At 61.0% G+C, this 17,941-nt stretch carries 15 protein-coding genes; 11 read left to right on the forward strand and 4 right to left on the reverse strand.

The window, feature by feature from the left end; genetic code table 11:
- Window positions 1-10 precede the first annotated feature (10 nt).
- The 9 genes from iolD (at window position 11) to iolB (ending at window position 11,621) form a co-directional block, all read left to right on the forward strand.
- Entirely contained in the window at window positions 11-1,936 is a 1,926-nt protein-coding gene (gene iolD, locus LRM19_RS08865) for a 3D-(3,5/4)-trihydroxycyclohexane-1,2-dione acylhydrolase (decyclizing) (RefSeq protein ID WP_271368326.1), read from the forward strand.
- Window positions 1,937-2,236: 300 nt separating this feature from the next.
- Entirely contained in the window at window positions 2,237-3,223 is a 987-nt protein-coding gene (gene iolG / locus LRM19_RS08870) for an inositol 2-dehydrogenase (RefSeq protein WP_271368329.1), read from the forward strand.
- A 31-nt stretch (window positions 3,224-3,254) separates the two neighbouring features.
- Window positions 3,255-4,184: a sugar ABC transporter substrate-binding protein gene (locus LRM19_RS08875; protein WP_008502118.1), complete on the forward strand. Its 930-nt coding sequence runs from the start codon at window positions 3,255-3,257 to the stop codon at window positions 4,182-4,184.
- A gap of 54 nt (window positions 4,185-4,238) precedes the next feature.
- On the forward strand, window positions 4,239-5,786 hold the full coding sequence (locus LRM19_RS08880) for a sugar ABC transporter ATP-binding protein (RefSeq protein ID WP_025912800.1): 1,548 nt from the start codon (window positions 4,239-4,241) through the stop codon (window positions 5,784-5,786).
- An 11-nt stretch (window positions 5,787-5,797) separates the two neighbouring features.
- Window positions 5,798-6,826, forward strand: a complete 1,029-nt coding sequence (locus tag LRM19_RS08885; protein ID WP_008502116.1) for an ABC transporter permease — start codon at window positions 5,798-5,800, stop codon at window positions 6,824-6,826.
- Window positions 6,827-6,834: 8 nt separating this feature from the next.
- Entirely contained in the window at window positions 6,835-7,968 is a 1,134-nt protein-coding gene (locus LRM19_RS08890; protein WP_271368332.1) for a Gfo/Idh/MocA family protein, read from the forward strand.
- A 12-nt stretch (window positions 7,969-7,980) separates the two neighbouring features.
- Entirely contained in the window at window positions 7,981-9,885 is a 1,905-nt protein-coding gene (locus tag LRM19_RS08895) for a bifunctional 5-dehydro-2-deoxygluconokinase/5-dehydro-2-deoxyphosphogluconate aldolase (protein WP_271368333.1), read from the forward strand.
- Window positions 9,886-9,896: 11 nt separating this feature from the next.
- Window positions 9,897-10,787, forward strand: a complete 891-nt coding sequence (gene iolE, locus LRM19_RS08900) for a myo-inosose-2 dehydratase (protein ID WP_271368336.1) — start codon at window positions 9,897-9,899, stop codon at window positions 10,785-10,787.
- Between the two features lie 9 nt (window positions 10,788-10,796).
- Window positions 10,797-11,621 (forward strand): 5-deoxy-glucuronate isomerase, encoded by an 825-nt coding sequence (gene iolB, locus LRM19_RS08905; RefSeq protein WP_271368338.1) that lies wholly within the window; start codon window positions 10,797-10,799, stop codon window positions 11,619-11,621.
- Between the two features lie 54 nt (window positions 11,622-11,675).
- Here the strand turns inward: iolB and LRM19_RS08910 are convergent, their stop codons facing one another.
- Genes LRM19_RS08910 through LRM19_RS08920 form a run of 3 tightly spaced genes read right to left on the reverse strand, consistent with a single transcriptional unit; the run spans window position 11,676 to window position 14,179 of the window.
- Window positions 11,676-12,419, reverse strand: coding sequence for an alpha/beta fold hydrolase (locus LRM19_RS08910; protein WP_271368339.1), 744 nt, complete (start codon window positions 12,417-12,419; stop codon window positions 11,676-11,678).
- 11 nt (window positions 12,420-12,430) lie between these two features.
- The gene (locus LRM19_RS08915) at window positions 12,431-12,898 is read right to left on the reverse strand and encodes a DUF6130 family protein (protein WP_271368340.1); all 468 of its coding nucleotides are present in this window, start codon (window positions 12,896-12,898) and stop codon (window positions 12,431-12,433) included.
- 51 nt (window positions 12,899-12,949) lie between these two features.
- Entirely contained in the window at window positions 12,950-14,179 is a 1,230-nt protein-coding gene (locus tag LRM19_RS08920; RefSeq protein WP_271368341.1) for an MFS transporter, read from the reverse strand.
- 97 nt (window positions 14,180-14,276) lie between these two features.
- Here LRM19_RS08920 and LRM19_RS08925 point away from each other — a divergent pair, with 97 nt between their 5' ends.
- On the forward strand, window positions 14,277-15,158 hold the full coding sequence (locus tag LRM19_RS08925) for a LysR family transcriptional regulator (RefSeq protein ID WP_127731919.1): 882 nt from the start codon (window positions 14,277-14,279) through the stop codon (window positions 15,156-15,158).
- Here LRM19_RS08925 and LRM19_RS08930 read toward each other — a convergent pair.
- Window positions 15,155-15,343 (reverse strand): YfgG family protein, encoded by a 189-nt coding sequence (locus LRM19_RS08930; RefSeq protein WP_021241815.1) that lies wholly within the window; start codon window positions 15,341-15,343, stop codon window positions 15,155-15,157. The genes LRM19_RS08925 and LRM19_RS08930 overlap by 4 nt on opposite strands.
- Before the next feature lie 353 nt (window positions 15,344-15,696).
- Between LRM19_RS08930 and LRM19_RS08935 the strand changes: the two genes are divergently transcribed.
- Window positions 15,697-17,937: a sensor domain-containing phosphodiesterase gene (locus LRM19_RS08935; RefSeq protein ID WP_271368343.1), complete on the forward strand. Its 2,241-nt coding sequence runs from the start codon at window positions 15,697-15,699 to the stop codon at window positions 17,935-17,937.
- The last annotated feature ends 4 nt before the right edge of the window (window positions 17,938-17,941 follow it).

Raw genomic sequence — 17,941 nt, forward strand, 5'->3', positions numbered from 1 at the left:
AGGAGATTTTATGCAAACCGAACGTATGACCATGGCCCAGGCGCTGGTCCGGTTCCTGAATCAACAGTACGTCAGCGTGGATGGCAACGAAACGCCCTTCGTGGAGGGTGTGGCGACGATCTTTGGGCACGGCAACGTGCTGGGTATCGGCCAGGCGCTGGAGCAGGATCCGGGCCATCTGCAGGTGATGCAGGGCTGCAACGAGCAGGGCATTGCCCATATGGCGACGGGATTCGCCAAACAGCACCGCCGTCAGCGCATCTTTGCCGTCACCTCCTCCGTCGGGCCGGGTGCCGCCAATATGGTTACGGCGGCGGCAACCGCCACGGCGAACCGCATCCCGCTGCTGCTGCTCCCGGGCGATATCTACGCCAGCCGCCAGCCGGACCCGGTGCTGCAGCAGATCGAGCAGTATCACGACCTCAGCATCAGCACCAACGACTGCTTCCGTCCGGTCTCCCGCTACTGGGACCGCATTAACCGCCCCGAGCAGCTCATGAGCGCGATGCTTAGCGCGATGCGAACGCTTACTGACCCGGCAGATACCGGTGCGGTGACGATTTGCCTGCCGCAGGACGTGCAGGGGGAAGCGTGGGATTACCCGCTGAGCTTCTTCGCGCGTCGCGTGCACCACATCGAGCGTCGTCCGCCCGATCCGCAGCGTCTGGCGCAGGCGCGGGCGCTGATCGCCCGCAAGCGTCGCCCGCTGGTGGTGTGCGGCGGTGGCGTGCGCTATTCCGGCGCACATGAGGCGTTTCGCGAATTTGTCGAGACGCTGCAGCTGCCGTTTGCCGAAACCCAGGCCGGAAAGGGGGCGCTGGTAAGTGACCACCCACTTAACCTCGGCGGCGTAGGGGTGACGGGCGGAATGGCGGCCAACCAGCTCGCGCCGCAGGCTGACCTGGTGATTGGCATCGGCACGCGCCTGACCGACTTTACCACCGGCTCCAAGGCGCTCTTTTCCCATCCGGACGTCGAATTTCTGCTGCTGAACGTGGCCGAGTTTGACGCCCTGAAGCTGGACGCCACGGCGCTGATTGCCGACGCTCAAACCGGGCTCGAGGCATTGACCCACGCGCTCGGTGATTACCGCAGCGGCTGGGGAGAGGCGATCGCTGAGGCGAAATCCGCCTGGCGCGACGAGTGCCGCCGCCTGTGGGATCGCCAGTGGCGTCCTGACGACGCGCCCGAAGTGGCGGGGCACCTGGACGCGCAGTTGGCGGAGTACGGCGAGGCGCTCAATACCCGCCTGACCCAGACGCGGGTGCTGGGGCTGATCAACCAGCATGTGGAAGATAACGCCATCGTGGTGGGCGCGGCCGGTTCGCTGCCGGGCGATTTACAGCGCCTCTGGCAGGTCAAAACGCCGGACAGCTATCACCTGGAGTACGGCTACTCCTGCATGGGTTACGAGATTGCGGCAGCCATCGGCGCGAAGCTTGCCCGACCCGGGCAGCCGGTATACGCCATGGTGGGGGATGGCTCCTACATGATGCTGCACTCCGAGCTGCAAACCGCCGTTCAGGAGGGTATTAAGGTTACCGTTTTGCTGTTTGATAACGCCAGCTTCGGCTGCATTAACAACCTGCAGATGGGGCACGGCATGGGCAGCTTTGGCACGGAAAACCGCCATCGCAACCCGGAAACCGGACGGCTTGACGGTCCGCTGGTGAAGGTCGATTTTGCGCAAAACGCGGAGAGCTACGGCTGCCGCGCGTGGCGGGTGCACGACGAGCAAAGCCTGCTGGCGGCGCTGGAGGCGTCACGCGCCCATCCGGGCCCGACGCTGCTGGACATCAAGGTGCTGCCGAAGACCATGACCCACGACTACGCCTCCTGGTGGCGAACCGGTGATGCGCAGGTGGCGGAATCGTCTGCCGTGCGTGAAGCCGCGGAGCAAACGCAGTCGCAGGTGAAAAAAGCCCGTCAGTATTGAGTTTTCCCGAAGTAACGAAATTTTCATTTCATTTTCCCCTCACCTTAACCCTCTCCCCATTGGGGAGAGGGAATGGTTCGGTGCGCTCTTTTCCCCCTCGCCCCTTTGGGGAGAGGGCCGGGGTGAAGGGCTAGCAGCACCTTCTTCCATGTTGTGAGATTGATAACAAAATTTATCTCATTCATCTCAAAAGTGTTAACCCGCACTCAAAAACATAATTTTCACTATTTATAAAAATGAAATAAATGTTTTATTTATAGAGTCGTTAGTTCACAGCATTCACCAACACCGGGAGCCGTTATGTTTAACATTGCTTTACTGGGCGCTGGCCGAATTGGCCAGGTACATGCAGCTAACATCGCCAGCCACGGCGCGACCACGCTCTGGTCCGTGGTTGACCCGAATCAGGAATTTGCCACCCGTCTCGCCGCGCAGTATCAGGCCCGCCAGCAGAGCCTGGATGAAGCGATGACCGACCCTAACGTTCACGCCGTGCTGATCGCCTCCGCCACCGATACCCACGCGGACCTGATTGAAATGGCCGCCCGCCACGGCAAGGCCATCTTCTGCGAAAAGCCGGTCCACCTCGACCTTGCCCGCGTGCGCGACTGCCTGAAGGTGGTCAAAGAGTACGACGTGCCGCTGTTTATCGGCTTTAACCGCCGCTTTGACCCGCAGTTCCGCCGCGTGAAAACCGACGTGCAGGCCGGGCGCATCGGCAAGCCGGAATCGCTGCTGATCGTTTCCCGCGACCCGTCTCCACCGCCTGCGGAGTACGTGCGCGTCTCCGGCGGCATGTTCCGCGATATGACCATTCACGATTTTGACATGGCCCGCTTCATCATGGGCGAAGAGCCGGTGTCGGTGTATGCCCAGGGCAGCAACCTGGTGGATCCGGCGATTGGCGAGGCAGGCGACATCGATACCGCGTTTATCGTCCTGAAATACGCCTCCGGCGCGATGGCGACCATCGTCAACAGCCGCCGCTCCTCGTATGGCTACGACCAGCGCCTGGAGCTGCACGGCTCCGAAGGGCTGCTGTGCGCGGGCAACATTCTGGAAAACCAGGTGCAGCACTACGGCAAACAGGGCTGCACCAGCGCGCTGCCGGAACACTTCTTCCTGCAGCGCTACAAATCCGCTTACGCCGCGGAATGGGAACACTTTGTCGCGGTCCTGCGCGGCGAAGCGGTGCCTGACTGCAGCGGCGATGATGGTGAACGTGCGCTGTACCTTGCGGATAAAGCGCTGGAGTCACTGCGCAGCCAGCGCGAGATCGTCCTCTAAACACCACAACCCTACACAGAGAGACATAATAATGAAAAAACTGATCGTAGCCGCCCTCATCGCCATGACGTCCGGGGCCGCTCTCGCCGAAAACGAGCAAATTGTTTTCAGTACGCCAAACCTGGCCATGCCGTTTGAAGTTCACATGCAGCGCACGGCGGTAAAAGCCGCAAAAGAGATGGGCGTGAAGCTTCAGGTGCTGGACGGGCAGGGCAGCTCGCCGAAGCAGGTTGCTGACCTGGAAAACGCCATCACCCGCGGGGCGCAGGGCTTTATCGTCTCCCCTAACGACGTGAACGCGGTCTCCAGCGCGGTGGATGAAATTCAGGATGCGAAGCTGCCGGTGGTCACCCTTGACCGCTCCGTCGACAGCCAGAAGAAAGTGCCGCACTTTGGCGCCAACAACTACAAAGGCGGCCAGGCGATTGGCGACTTCGTCAAAACCAAATTCCCCGACGGGGCGGAGATCATTCTGCTGACCGGCCAGCCGGGCTCCTCCTCCAACATCGAACGCACTAAAGGGATCCGCGACAGCCTGAAGGCGGGTGGCGATAAGTACAAGATCGTCGCCGATCAGACCGGCAACTGGATGCGTTCTGAAGGGATGCGCATCGTGGAAAGCGTGCTGCCCTCGCTGCCGAAACGCCCGCAGGTGATCCTCTCCGCTAACGACGACATGGCGCTGGGGGCGATCGAAGCGCTGCAGAGCCAGGGCGTGAAGCCGGGCGAAATTCTTGTCACCGGCTTTGATGCGGTGCCGGAAGCGCTTGCCCGCGTGCGCGATGGCTGGCTGGCGGTAACGGCGGACCAGCGTCCGGGCTTTGCGGTGCAGACGGCGATGAGCCAGCTGGTGGCCAACGTGCGCGAGAAGAAAGCCATCACCGGGGCCGACTACCCGCCGACGCTGATCACTAAAGAGAACCTGCAGCAGGCTGAGCGTATCGGTGAGGCCGGTAACTGATTTATCCGCAGCCGCCGCTGGCGCGGCGGCTCACTCTAAAGGAGGAGCAGACCGATGTCGCAACCCTTACTGAAAGTGACCGACCTGGCAAAAAGCTTTTCCGGCGTCTGGGCGTTAAGCAGCGCACAGCTGACCGTCGGCGCGGGCGAGATCCACGCCCTGCTGGGGGAAAACGGGGCGGGTAAATCCACGCTGCTGAAGGCGCTCGCGGGGGCGCAGCCGCAAACCCGCGGGGATATCTGGTTCAACGGCGAAACGCTGCCGGTGGACGACTCCCCGGTGGAACGGCAGAACAAGGGCATTATCACCATCTATCAGGAATTCAACCTGCTGCCCAACATGACCGTCGCGGAAAACATGTTTCTCGGGCGCGAGCCGCGTAAACGTAACCTGATCGTCGACGAAAAGGCGGTAAATCAGGAAGCGCAGGTCATTCTCGACTATCTGCAGTTGAACGTTGCGCCGACCACGCCTGTCGCCCGTCTGAGCGTTGCCCAGCAGCAGATGGTGGAGATCGCCCGGGCGCTGACCCTCAACGCCAGGCTGATCATTATGGACGAACCGTCCGCCGCGCTGAGCGACAGCGAGGTGGAAAGCCTGCATCGCGTGGTGCGGGAGCTTAAAAACCGCGGCGTAAGCATTATTTACGTTACCCACCGTCTGCACGAAGTTTTCCAGCTCTGCGATCGCTTCACCGTTTTCCAGGACGGCCGCTTCACCGGCACCGGCGCGGTGGCGGAGACCAACGTCGAACAGCTGATCCGCCTGATGGTCGGTCGTGACGTGGCCTTTAACCGTCGTCCCGCCAGCGAAACGCATCATGAAGACAAACCCGTCCGCCTGGCGGTGAAGGGACTGAGCCGCGAAAAGCCGCCGCTGGATCCGCACGGCATCGCCCTGCACGACATCAGCTTCCACGTTCACGCCGGGGAGGTCTTAGGCATTGCCGGACTGGTGGGCGCCGGGCGCACCGAAGTGGCCCGCTGCCTGTTTGGCGCAGATGCCTTTACCTCGGGCAGCTTTGAACTGGACGGCGTACCGTACCAGCCGCGCGACCCGCTCTATGCCCTCGACCAGGGCGTGGCGCTGGTACCGGAAGACCGCAAAAAAGAGGGGGCGGTGCTGGGACTGTCGATTCGCGACAACCTGTCGCTCTCCTGCCTCTCCTCGCTGCTGCAGTGGCGCTGGTTCGTGAACACCCGCAAAGAGGACGATCTGATCGAGTCCTACCGCAAGGCGCTGCAGATCAAAATGGTCAACAGCGCGCAGGAGGTGCGCAAGCTCTCCGGCGGTAACCAGCAAAAGGTGATCCTCGCGCGCTGCATGGCACTCAACCCGCGGGTGCTGATCGTCGATGAGCCGACGCGCGGCATCGACGTGGGGACCAAATCGGAAGTGCACCAGGTGCTGTTTGACATGGCGAAAAAGGGCGTGGCGGTGATCGTGATCTCCTCCGATCTGCCTGAAGTGATGGCGGTGTCAGACCGGATCATCACCCTCAGCGAAGGCCGGGTGACCGGCGAGATCCACGGTGACGACGCCAACGAAGAACGGCTGATGACGATGATGGCCATCAACCATAACGCCCTGAACGCGGCATAACGGAGTTTCTCATGACGCAGATGATTTCTAAAACGCAGGCCCCGGTCAAACGCGCCGGACGCATCGATCCCATCGCCTTCTTCGAGCGCTTCGGGGTGCTGATTTTCATGATCCTGCTGCTGATCTTCTTCCAGTCGCAGAACAGTAATTTTTTCTCTGAACGCAATATTTTCAACATCCTGACCGAAGTCTCCATCTACGGGATCATGGCCGTGGGGATGACCTTTGTCATCCTGACCGCCGGGATCGACCTTTCCGTCGGCTCCATTCTGGCGGTCTGCGCCATGACCGCGGCGTACGTGATTAAGGGCGACAACTTCACCACCGTCGACCCGAACGCCTGGGGCGGCATGAGCTGGCTGATTGGGCTGGGGATTTGTCTGGCGATGGGCACGGCGATTGGATTCCTGCACGGTCTGGGCGTAACCCGCCTGCGCCTGCCGCCGTTCATCGTGACCCTCGGCGGGATGACCATCTGGCGCGGCCTGACGCTGGTGATCAACGACGGCGCGCCGATTGCCGGTTTCGATCAGGGCTACCGCTGGTGGGGGCGCGGGGAGCTGCTCGGCATCTCCATTCCGATCTGGATCTTCGCCATCGTCGCCCTCGGCGGCTATCTGGCGCTGCATAAAACCCGCTGGGGCCGCTTTGTCTACGCCATCGGCGGTAACCCGGAGGCGGCGCGCCTGGCGGGGGTGAACGTCAAGCGCGTGCTGGTCAGCGTCTACGTGCTGATTGGCTGCCTGGCGGGGCTGGCGGGCTTCATCCTGAGCGCGCGTCTTGGGAGCGCCGAGGCGGTGGCCGGGATCTCCTTTGAGCTGCGCGTCATCGCCTCGGTGGTGATCGGCGGTACCTCGCTGATGGGCGGCTACGGGCGCATCGGCGGCACGATTATCGGCTCCATCATCATGGGGATTCTGATTAACGGCCTGGTGTTGATGAACGTCTCGGCCTACTACCAGCAGATTATCACCGGATTAATTATCGTTCTGGCGGTGGCGTTTGACACCTACGCCAAGAGCCGTCGCGGCGCACTGTGAGGATCACGATGAAAGAGGTTCGTATTGGATTAATTGGCACCGGGTATATCGGCAAGGCGCACGCTATCGCCTATGCCCAAGCCCCGACGGTGTTCAACCTGCGCGGCAGGCTGGTGCGCGAGATGGTGGCGGAAGTCACGCCGGAGCTGGCGGCAGAGCGCGCGCAGGCGTTTGGCTTCAACCGCTCCACCGGCGACTGGCGGGCGCTGGTGGCCGACCCGGCTATTGATGTGGTGGATATTTGCTCACCTAACCATCTGCATAAAGAGATGTCGCTGGAGGCGATCCGCCACGGCAAGCACGTCTACTCGGAGAAGCCGCTGGCGCTGAACGCCCACGACGCGCGGGAGATGGTTGAAGCCGCGAAGCGGGCCGGGGTGAAAACGCTGGTGGGGTTCAACTACATGAAGAACCCGACGGCGCAGCTGGCGAAAGAGATTATCGCCCGCGGTGAAATTGGCGAGGTGATCCACTTCTACGGCACCCACAACGAAGACTATATGGCCGACCCGCTGTCGCCCATTCACTGGCACTGCTTTAAAGAGACCGCCGGGCTGGGGGCGCTGGGCGACCTCGCGGCGCATATTGTCAACATGGCCCAGTACCTGGTGGGGGAGATCGAGCAGGTCTGCGGCGATCTGAAGATCGTGGTCCCGGAGCGCCCGGCGAAGGCCGGAGCGTCGGAGATGATTGCCGTCGAAAACGAGGATCAGGCCCACGCGATGGTGCGCTTCGCGGGCGGGGCGCAGGGCGTGATTGAAACCTCCCGCGTCGCCTGCGGCCGCAAGATGGGGCTGTCGTACGTCATCACCGGGACGAAAGGCGCCATCAGCTTCACCCAGGAGCGCATGGCGGAGCTGAAGCTCTATCGGCATGACGATCCGGTGAACCGTCAGGGATTCCGGACCTTACTCGTCGGCCCGGCGCACCCGGACTACGCCGCGTTCTGCATGGGCGCAGGACACGGGATTGGCTTTAACGATCAAAAAACGGTGGAGGTGCGCGATCTGGTGGACGGGATTGCCGCCGACGCGCCGATGTGGCCGGACTTCGAAGAGGGCTGGAAGGTGTCGCGCGTGCTGGACGCGATCGCGCTTTCGCACCGGGAAGGCCGCTGGCTGAACGTGAACGACATTGTCTGATGAGGTATCAACGTGGAAAAGCAGTTTGATGTGATATGCATGGGCCGCGTGGCGGTAGACCTCTACAGTCAGCAGATTGGTGCCCGTCTGGAGGATGTGTCGAGCTTCGCCAAATACCTCGGCGGCTCGTCCGGCAACGTGGCGTACGGCACCGCGCGCCAGGGCCTGCGCTCGTCGATGCTGGCGCGCGTCGGCGATGAACATATGGGCCGCTTCCTGCGCGAAGAGCTCAACCAGGTGGGCTGCGATACCAGCCATCTGATTACAGATAAAGACCGCCTCACGGCGCTGGTGCTACTCGGCATTAAAGACCGGGACACCTTTCCTCTGATTTTTTATCGCGATAACTGCGCGGATATGGCCATTACGGCCAGCGATGTGGACGAAAGCTACATTGCCTCCGCACGGTGTCTTGCCATCACCGGGACCCACCTTTCTCATCCGCAGACCCGCGAGGCGGTGCTGACGGCGCTGGGCTATGCCAGCCGTCACGGCCTCCGGACGGTGCTGGACATTGACTACCGTCCGGTGCTGTGGGGGCTCACCGCCTTAGGCGACGGCGAAACGCGCTTTATCGCCGCCGATAAGGTCACCCGCGAGCTGCAGGAGGTACTGCACCTCTTCGACGTCATTGTCGGCACCGAGGAGGAGTTTCACATTGCGGGCGGCAGCACGGATACCCTGCAGGCGCTGGGGCAGGTGCGTGCCGTGAGTCAGGCCACCCTGGTCTGCAAACGCGGCGCGCTCGGCTGCTCGGTCTATACCGACGCCATTCCGCCCCGGCTGGACGACGGCCTGACGGTGACCGGCGTGCGCGTGGAGGTGCTGAACGTCCTCGGCGCGGGGGACGCGTTTATGTCCGGCCTGCTGCGCGGCTATCTGAACGACGAGGGCTGGGAGCAGGCGTGCCGCTACGCCAACGCCTGCGGCGCGCTGGTGGTCTCGCGCCACGGCTGCGCCCCGGCGATGCCGAGCAAAATCGAGCTGGATGACTATCTTTCGCGCGCTGCAGATGTGCCGCGCCCGGATCTCGACCCGCGTCTTAACCATCTCCACCGGGTGACCACCCGCCGCCGCGAGTGGCCGGAGCTGTGCGTGATGGCCTTCGACCACCGCAGCCAGCTTGAGGATATGGCGATGCAGTGCGGCGCGTCGCTTAAGCGCATTCCGGCGCTGAAGCAGCTGATCCTGCAGGCCAGCCGCGAGGCTGCGAGCCGCGCCGGGCTGGAGGGCAAAGCCGGCCTGCTGTGCGACGGAACCTTTGGTCAGGACGCGCTGAACGCCATCACCGGCGAGGGGTGGTGGATTGGTCGCCCCATCGAGCTGCCGGGCTCGCGTCCGCTGGAGATGGAGCATGGCAACATCGGCACCCAGCTCATCAGCTGGCCGCAGGAGCACGTGGTGAAGTGCCTGGTCTTTTTCCATCCGGAAGACGCTCATGGCCTGCGCCTGGAGCAGGAGCAGAAAATCGCCGAGGTTTACCACGCCTGCTGCCGGTCCGGGCATGAGCTGCTGCTGGAGGTGATCCTGCCTGCGACCATGCCGCGCAGCGACGAGCTCTACCTGCGCGCCATCTCCCGCTTCTACAACCTCGGCATTTACCCCGACTGGTGGAAGCTGCCGCCGCTTTCCGCCGAGGGCTGGACGGCGCTGAACGAGATTATCGAACGCCGGGACCCGCACTGCCGCGGGGTGGTGATCCTCGGCCTGGATGCCCCGGCGGAACAGCTGCGCGCCGACTTCAGGGCCGCAGCAGGGCAGACGGTAGTAAAAGGCTTCGCCGTGGGGCGCACGCTGTTTGGCGATGCCTCCCGCGCGTGGCTGAAGCACGATATTGACGATGCGCAGCTGGTGGCACGCATCCGGGACAACTACCTGCAGCTTATCGCCTGGTGGCGCGAGCGCGGACACGCATAATGGAGAAGACAATGAGTGTACAACTGGGCATTAACCCGCTGACGTGGACGAACGACGATCTGCCTTCTCTTGGCGCAGATACGTCGCTGGAGACCTGCCTGAGCGAAGGTAAAGAGGCCGGTTTCGCCGGCTTCGAGCTGGGCAATAAGTTCCCGCGCGAAGCGCGCCTGCTCGGCCCCATCCTGCAGCGCCACGACCTGCAGCTGGTCTCCGGCTGGTATTCCGGCCGCCTGCTGGAGCGCAGCGTGGAGGAGGAGATCGCCGCCGTGCAGTCCCACCTGACGCTGCTGCGCGAGCTGGGGGCGAAGGTGCTGGTCTTTGCGGAAGTGAGCGGCTGCATTCACGGCGAGCAGCAGACCCCGGTGCATCTGCGCCCGCGCTTCCCGCAGTCACGCTGGAAGGAGTACGGCGAGAAGCTTACCGAATTTGCCCGCTACACCCAGCAGCAGGGCGTGCAGATTGCCTACCATCACCATATGGGCACGGTGATTGAGTCCGCCGACGACGTGGACAACCTGATGACCCACACCGGCGACGCGGTGGGGCTATTGCTCGATACCGGCCATCTGACCTTTGCCGGGGCCGATCCGCTGGCGGTGGCGCAGCGCTGGGCGTCGCGTATCAACCACGTTCACTGCAAAGACGTGCGTGCCGACGTGCTGGCGGACGTGAAAAACCGTAAAACCAGCTTCCTCGACGCGGTGCTGAGCGGCGTGTTTACCGTGCCGGGCGATGGCTGCGTCGATTACCCGCCGATTATGCGGCTGCTGAAGGCGCAGGATTATCACGGCTGGCTGGTGGTGGAGGCCGAGCAGGACCCGGCGATTGCCCATCCGCTGACCTACGCCCGTCTGGGGTATAACAATCTGAGCCGCCTGGCGCGCGACGCCGGACTGATTTGAGGAGGCGACATGTCACGTTTGCTATCACGCTGGCAACAGCCGAACGCGGAGGGGCGCACCCAGTCCGTAACGCCGGAAAGCGCAGGGTGGGGGTACGTCGGCTTTGAGGCGTATGAGCTGCAGGAGGGGCAGCAGCTAACGCTGCCCGCCGTCAGCGAAGAGCGCTGTCTGGTGCTGGTGGCCGGACGCGCTTCCATCAGCACGCCCTCCGCGCAGTTTAACGATATTGGCGAGCGGATGAGCCCGTTCGAGCGCATCAAGCCGTGGGCGGTTTACGTCACCCCGCAGGAGACGGTCCAGGTGAAGGCGCTGACGAAGCTTGAGCTGGCGGTCTGCGCCGCGCCTGGCAAGGGCACGTATCCGACGCGGCTGATTGCGCCGCAGGATATCGACGGTGAAGCGCGCGGCAAAGGTCACAACCAGCGCTATGTGCACAACATTTTGCCGGAAGACAGGCCCGCCGATAGCCTGCTGGTGGTGGAGGTCTGGACTAACGAGGGCTGCACCAGCTCGTACCCGAGCCACAAGCATGACACGGATAACCCGCCGCAGGAAACCTATCTGGAGGAGACCTACTACCATCGCCTCAACCCGGAGCAGGGGTTCTGCATGCAGCGCGTCTACACCGACGACAGAACGCTGGATGAGTGTATGGCGGTCTATAACCGTGACGTGGTGATGGTGCCGAAGGGCTACCACCCGGTGGCGACGATGGCCGGGTATGACAGCTACTACCTCAACGTGATGGCCGGGCCGGTGCGCAAATGGATGTTCACCTGGGAGGAGGACCACGCGTGGATTAATCGCGATTATCCCGGGGATAGCGGGCACTGAGGCTATTATTTGCCGGGTGGCGCTGCGCTTACCCGGCCTACAATTTACAAAATATTATTTTGCTTCAATCGCCTGCTCAATCGTCCGGGCAACGATCTGCGGCTGGCTCACCATCGATACGTGGCTTGCCGCCACCTCGGTGGTTTTCGCGTGGATCGTCTTCGCCATCGCCCGTTCAAGATCGGGGTTGATCATTCGGTCATTCTTGCTGACCACATACCAGCTCGGTTTGTCATGCCACGCCGCGTGGACGACTTTTTCACCAAACGCCTCTGCCTTAATTGGCCCCTGCGTGGCTGCAATCGTATCTTGAATGGCTGGCTTCACGTCAGGCGCGAAATCCTTCCTGACGGCTTCCGTCGGCAGGTATAAATAGCCGTCCGCCGTTTTGGCAATGCCCGCGCTACCCGGCGGCGCAGGGTAGCTTCCTGCCAGGTCCGCCGTCGACTGGCCGGGATCAGGCGCGAATGCCGCCACATACACCAGCGATTTTACCCGCGCATAGTTGCCCGCCTCGCTAATCACGGTGCCGCCCCAGGAGTGGCCCACCAGCACCACGTCACCCTTGGCGCGGGCGATGGCCCGCCGCGTGGCCGCAACGTCATCCTTAAGCGACGTGAGCGGGAGCTGGACGGCAATGACCTCGGCGTGCTGCTTCTGCAACAGGGCAATCACCTTATTCCAGCTGCTGCCGTCGGCAAACGCGCCGTGAACCAGCACGACGCTTGTTTTACCCTGTGCAAAGGCGCTTGCGGAGAGCGCCAGCAGGCCTGCCGTTAGTACAGTCAGTGCTTTCATCTTGAGACTCCTTAAAAATGGTGGACCGCCGCGTGGGGCGGTACGGTGAATTCAATGGTTTTGTGGTCGAGCGGCTTGTGCGTCGGGTCGGCCAGAATAATCGTCACCTTGTGTTTACCGGCGGGGAGTCCCACCAGAATCACCGGCTCTCCGCTGGCGTCAGCCCAGTGCCAGGGCGCGTCATCCACCACCACGTGAATGTGTCCGACGCGCGGGGTGACCTTGAGCGCTTCAGGTCCGAATACCGGCTCGATGCGCAGGTTTTCGGCACGGTACTGTATAAACACCGCGCCTTTGCTCAGCGGCCCGGCAAGCGGGGGATCGACGATCAGCTTTGCGGGTGGTTGCGGCTGCGCCAGCGGGGCAACGGCGGCGGGGCCGTTAACGTCCCCGGCGCTCAGGTTGTCCAGCGGCGTGGCCTGGGCATGGGCTACAGATGCCAGGATAAGCAGGGTGATAAGTGCATAACGACGGGTCATCGGTCTCTCTCCTCATCGGTTCTGAATGGCGACAGGGAAAGAAAACCATTTTTATGTATCGGAGATATTTGCCGGAGGCGGCGTTTTGTACCCGTTTGTCAGCGTGGCGCTCTGGATACAGTGCGATACAGTTTGCTTCCCGGGACAGCGCACGATCGCTATCGCCAGCCCGGCAATCACCAGCGTCAGCCCCGTCGACACCCCCATTGCGCCAGCGATCCCCAGCGTTTTGTTCAGCCACGCATAGGCAAACGGTGAGGCTGCGGCCATAAGTTGGCCCGGGATAAGCAGCATGCCCGTACGGCGGGCATAGCTTTCGGTGTTAAACAGTTCCAGCGGCAGCGTGGCTTTCACGATGGTGACCAGCCCGTTGATGGCACCGTAACCCAACACAAATCCGGCCGCGCACCAGACAAACTGGGAACTGCTTAGCCCAACCAGAAAGCAGAGCGGCATGGCGAGCGCGGTAAAAAGCGTGAGTTTGAAGGGGGTTAAGCGGGCGCCCGCCAGCACTTCCAGCGAGCGAGCACCCGTCTGGCCGATCCCCCACAGCATGCCGATGGCGACAGGCAGACCGAAGTGGGCAATAAACTCCGGCAGATGGGTGGACGTGCCGTTCGAAACAAAGGTAATGAGGGCAATGAAGATGGCATAAAGCCAGCCGTTACGCCGCTCGTTGCTCAAAGGCGGCGAGGTGAGCTTTGTCGTAATCGTTCGCCGCTGACGGGGAAGCGTTCTTATCAGCGCCGCGCTCAGCAGGCCGAGCAGAGCATAGACGCGCAGCGCGTCCTGCCAGCGCATAACCTGAAGCAGAGCATCGCCCAGCGGCCAGAAGACGGCGGAGGCCAGTCCGCCCGCCAGCGTGACGCGTGAGATTGTTCTGCGCGCCTGCTGCCCGTAGAGGTTCACCAGCGCGGCGAACAGCGCATCGTAAAGCGACAGGCGCATGCCTGTGCCGGCGACCAGCCAGGCACAGTACCAGCCAAAAAGCGTCTGGGTATACGCCATCCCTGCGCAGCTTGCGGCGATCAGCAACGTTCCGCTCATCACCACCGTCTGACCGCCAAAGCATGCCAGCAGGCGGGCTATAAAAGGGGATACCGCCGCCATCACCAGCATCGCCAGCGTCAGGCCGAGGTAAATCTGCGGTGAAGACCATCCACGGTCGGCTGAAATGGCCAGCGCAAAGGTGCCCGGCATATAAAACGAGATCCCCCAGTTGATGAGTTGATTACATCCGGCTGTGAGGGCGAGGCGGCGTGGCAGGGCAGGTGTTTCCATTATTTTTCATTCCGCTATGCAGTTGTCCTGAGCATAACGGGCGCGGTATTGTGCTGGCAGGGCTGCAACCTTATGCGCGGTATAAGAGAAACTTTGAATGACGACGCTTAATCTGGGCTATCTCGCCACCTTCCGTCTGGTGATCCAGCGCGGCAGCTTTTCAGCAGCAGCGGATGTGCTGGGTATCTCCCAGCCCGCCGTCAGCCTGCAAATACGCCAGCTGGAGCAGTTTCTGCAAACGCGGCTGGTGGAGCGTACCGGGCGAGGGATAAAGGCGACGGCAGCCGGAGAGGCATTGCTGGCGCATGGGGAGCGTATTCAGCAGGTGGTGGATGACGCCATTCGGTCGGTGAGCGCATTCAGCCACGATGTGAGCGGCACTATTACGCTTGGCACGGGGGCAACGGCCTGCATTCATTTTCTGCCACCTCTGCTGGAGCAGCTACGACGCGACTATCCGCTCCTGAACGTGGGGGTGACGACGGGCAACACCCGCGATATCGTCAGGGCCATCGAAGAGAACCGTCTCGATATGGGGCTGGTCACGCTGCCGGTGAGTGGCAAGGCGTTGGACGTCATGCCGGTGATGGACGAAGAGTTTGTTTTTATCGCCTCGCCGGAGCTGAAGGATGTTTTCAGAGACTTTACCCCGGATGCGCTGCACGCTCAGCCGCTGATTGCCTTTGAATCAGGTAGCGGAACCCGGACGCTGATCGATGGCTGGTTTGCGGCTAATGGATTAGCGATCGCACCGGTGATGCAGCTTGGCAGCATCGAGGCGATCAAACGCATGGTTCGCGCGGGGCTGGGCTACAGCATCGTGCCTCGAATGGCGGTAGAACAGGATGACGATCGCGAAGGGCTATGCGTGATGTCGCTTACGCCCATGCTGCAGCGGCAGCTGGCGGTGGTGATGCGACAGGATAAAATCCTCAGCAAAGGGATAGCGGCCATTATTCGGCTCGTGCTGGCGGTTTAGCGGTCAGCGGTGTCGACGGTGAGGCTGGATTGCTGCGACTGGGTTTTGTCCTGATGGTGGTACCAGGCGCCAATCGAGGAGTAAACGAAGCGGCCAAAGAAAAACAGAAAGCTGATGAGCAGTATGATGCGGGTCATTCGGGTGTTAAATCGATGTCGTTTGCGCATACGCGTGACCTGACTCACTCTGTTTATCCTGGGTAAGCCCTTTTGGGCGATAAGGATATTAAGGCACAGCGGGAAGATGGGGTCAATTCTGCAGTGTGTAAATAACCGTCAATGTATACATTTATTAATGTTATTGAATTTAATTAATGCATTTACCATATTGATAATATGAAGAAAATTATTTCAAAAAAAACGCCACAAAGAGTAATTTGCGTAAAGTAGTTTGATTTAAGTCAACGGATTCCCGGCCCTTATATTTAAAATCCTTCCTCCACACAGTTCGCCCCGCACGCCGCCGGGCGGCGCGTACGTCAGGTTGGATGCCTGTCTTTATTTTCCCTCTGGAGCGAAAGGGGTTTAACCGGGCATCTATGAACATTCTCGCTTTCCTGAAAAAAAATGAAAACCGCTGGTGGGCATTGCCGCTTATTTTGCCTGTGGTTTTACTTCCCGTGCTGAGCATCGCGAATACCTTCACGCAGCTGGGAGACGGCATTGCGGCACTCTATTATTTACCCCTCTCATTTTTGCTTTCGCTGATGATGTTCTTTGGGCTGGAAGCGCTGCCCGGGATCGTATTGTCGCTGTTTATCCGCTATTACCCCTCGGTCGGCATGTTCGAAACGGTCGCTGGTATGCTCCATTTTGTCGTCCCTTTAGTGCTGAGCTGGGGCGGCTACCGGGTGTTTGCGCCCAGACGGAATATGACCGCATACGGCGACATCCGGCTGATGGCGCAGCGCATCTTCTGGCAGGTCTTCTGCCCCGCGACGCTATTTCTGGTGCTGTTTCAGTTTGCGGTGTATTTAGGCGTGTATGAGAGCCGGCAGAGCCTTGCGGGATTAAACCCTCTTAATATTCGCACGCTCATCAACTATCAGACGCTGCTGGTCAGCGGGCTGACGGGCGTGCCGCTGAGCTATCTGCTGATCCGCCTGATTCGCCATCCGCGCTATCTCAAAAGCCTTTTCTCGCAGATCCGTTCCCAGATAGATAAAAAGGTGACGGTCATTGAGTTTCTGATGTGGGCGATTGCGCTAGGCGGGCTGCTTACGCTGCTGCTGCTCCCGATGAATGAAAACAGCTCCATTTTCACCACGAACTACACCCTATCGCTGCTCATGCCGGTGATGCTCTGGGGCGCGATGCGTTTTGGCTATAAGCTGATTTCGCTTATCTGGACGCCGATACTGCTGGTATCTATTCACTATTTTTACCGCTATATCCCGGTGAACCCGGGGTATGACATTCAGCTGGCGATCACCTCTTCCAGTTACCTGGTCTTCTCGTTCGTGGTGATTTATATGTCGATGCTCGCAACCCGGCAGCGCGCGGTGAACAAACGCTCGCGCAGGCTGGCGCTGCTCGATCCGGTCGTCCATATGCCTAACCTGCGGGCGCTGTCGCGCGATCTGGCGAAAAACCCGTGGTCGGCGCTCTGCCTGCTGCGTATTCCGGAGCTGGAAATTCTGGGCCGAAATTACGGCGTGTTGCTGCGGATTCAGTACAAGCAGCAGCTGGCGCAGTGGGTGAACGGTACTCTCCAGCCCAGCGAGCAGGTGTACCACCTGACCGGGTGCGACATGGCGGTACGCCTCAACGCGGAATCGCACCAGCAGCGGATTGAAACCCTGGACGAGCATATCAAACAGTTCCGCTTTGTCTGGGACGGCATGCCGCTTCAGCCTCAGGTGGGAGTGAGCTATTGCTATGTCCGGTCCCCGGTTAACCATCTGTATCTGGTGCTGGGTGAACTGGGCGTGGTTGCCGACCTGTCGCTCGCCTCCAACCATCCGGAAAATCTTCAGCAGCGTGGGGCCGTCCATTTGCAGCGTAACCTGAAGGATAAAGTTGCGATGATGAGCCGCCTGCAAAAGGCGCTTGATAACGACGAATTCACCCTGCTGGTTCAACCCGTTCGCGGCCTGCGTGGCGATTGCTATCACGAAGTCCTGCTCCGGATGCCGGATGCCAACGGGCTATTGATCTCTCCCGATCGGTTCCTGCCCGTCGCGCAGGAGTTTGGCCTCTCCTCGCGGGTGGATTTGTGGGTGCTGGAGTATACTCTGCGCTTCCTGGCCGCGCATCGCGAAAGGCTGCCCGGCCAGCGTTTCGCCATTAATCTGGCCCCCTCAACCGTATGTCGGGTGCAGTTTCCGCTTGAGGTCAGTCGCCTGCTGGCGAAATACACCATTGAGCCGTGGCAGCTGATTTTTGAAGTGACGGAGTGCAGCACCTTTTGCAATGCGGAGCAGGCTCTACACATCCTCCGGCAGCTGCAGAAAATGGGGGTACGTATTGCGATTGATGATTTTGGCACCGGCTATGCGAGCTATGCGCGGCTGAAAAGCGTGGATGCGGATATTCTCAAGATCGACGGCAGCTTTATCCGCAATATCGTCAACAACAGCCTGGATTATCAGATTGTGGCGTCTATCTGCCATCTGGCGCGCATGAAGAAGATGCTGGTGGTGGCGGAGTACGTCGAGACCGAAGAGATACGTAGCGCGGTTCACGCGCTAGGCATCGATTATGTGCAGGGCTATCTGATTGGCAGACCGGCGCCGCTTGAGTCGCTGCTGGAAGCTGAGGCGTGCTGCGCGGACGCCTGAACCG

The sequence above is a fragment of the Enterobacter sp. PI-10 genome (assembly GCF_027947695.1).
Classification (GTDB): domain Bacteria; phylum Pseudomonadota; class Gammaproteobacteria; order Enterobacterales; family Enterobacteriaceae; genus Enterobacter; species Enterobacter vonholyi.

What these genes read in the sequence shown, in the direction of transcription:
- iolD (WP_271368326.1), top strand. Translation starts at nt 11, where the DNA reads ATGCAAACCGAACGTATGACCATGGCCCAGGCGCTGGTCCGGTTCCTG.
- iolG (WP_271368329.1), top strand. Translation starts at nt 2,237, where the DNA reads ATGTTTAACATTGCTTTACTGGGCGCTGGCCGAATTGGCCAGGTACAT.
- LRM19_RS08875 (WP_008502118.1), top strand. Translation starts at nt 3,255, where the DNA reads ATGAAAAAACTGATCGTAGCCGCCCTCATCGCCATGACGTCCGGGGCC.
- LRM19_RS08880 (WP_025912800.1), top strand. Translation starts at nt 4,239, where the DNA reads ATGTCGCAACCCTTACTGAAAGTGACCGACCTGGCAAAAAGCTTTTCC.
- LRM19_RS08885 (WP_008502116.1), top strand. Translation starts at nt 5,798, where the DNA reads ATGACGCAGATGATTTCTAAAACGCAGGCCCCGGTCAAACGCGCCGGA.
- LRM19_RS08890 (WP_271368332.1), top strand. Translation starts at nt 6,835, where the DNA reads ATGAAAGAGGTTCGTATTGGATTAATTGGCACCGGGTATATCGGCAAG.
- iolE (WP_271368336.1), top strand. Translation starts at nt 9,897, where the DNA reads ATGAGTGTACAACTGGGCATTAACCCGCTGACGTGGACGAACGACGAT.
- iolB (WP_271368338.1), top strand. Translation starts at nt 10,797, where the DNA reads ATGTCACGTTTGCTATCACGCTGGCAACAGCCGAACGCGGAGGGGCGC.
- LRM19_RS08910 (WP_271368339.1), bottom strand. Translation starts at nt 12,419, where the DNA reads ATGAAAGCACTGACTGTACTAACGGCAGGCCTGCTGGCGCTCTCCGCA.
- LRM19_RS08915 (WP_271368340.1), bottom strand. Translation starts at nt 12,898, where the DNA reads ATGACCCGTCGTTATGCACTTATCACCCTGCTTATCCTGGCATCTGTA.
- LRM19_RS08920 (WP_271368341.1), bottom strand. Translation starts at nt 14,179, where the DNA reads ATGGAAACACCTGCCCTGCCACGCCGCCTCGCCCTCACAGCCGGATGT.
- LRM19_RS08925 (WP_127731919.1), top strand. Translation starts at nt 14,277, where the DNA reads ATGACGACGCTTAATCTGGGCTATCTCGCCACCTTCCGTCTGGTGATC.
- LRM19_RS08935 (WP_271368343.1), top strand. Translation starts at nt 15,697, where the DNA reads ATGAACATTCTCGCTTTCCTGAAAAAAAATGAAAACCGCTGGTGGGCA.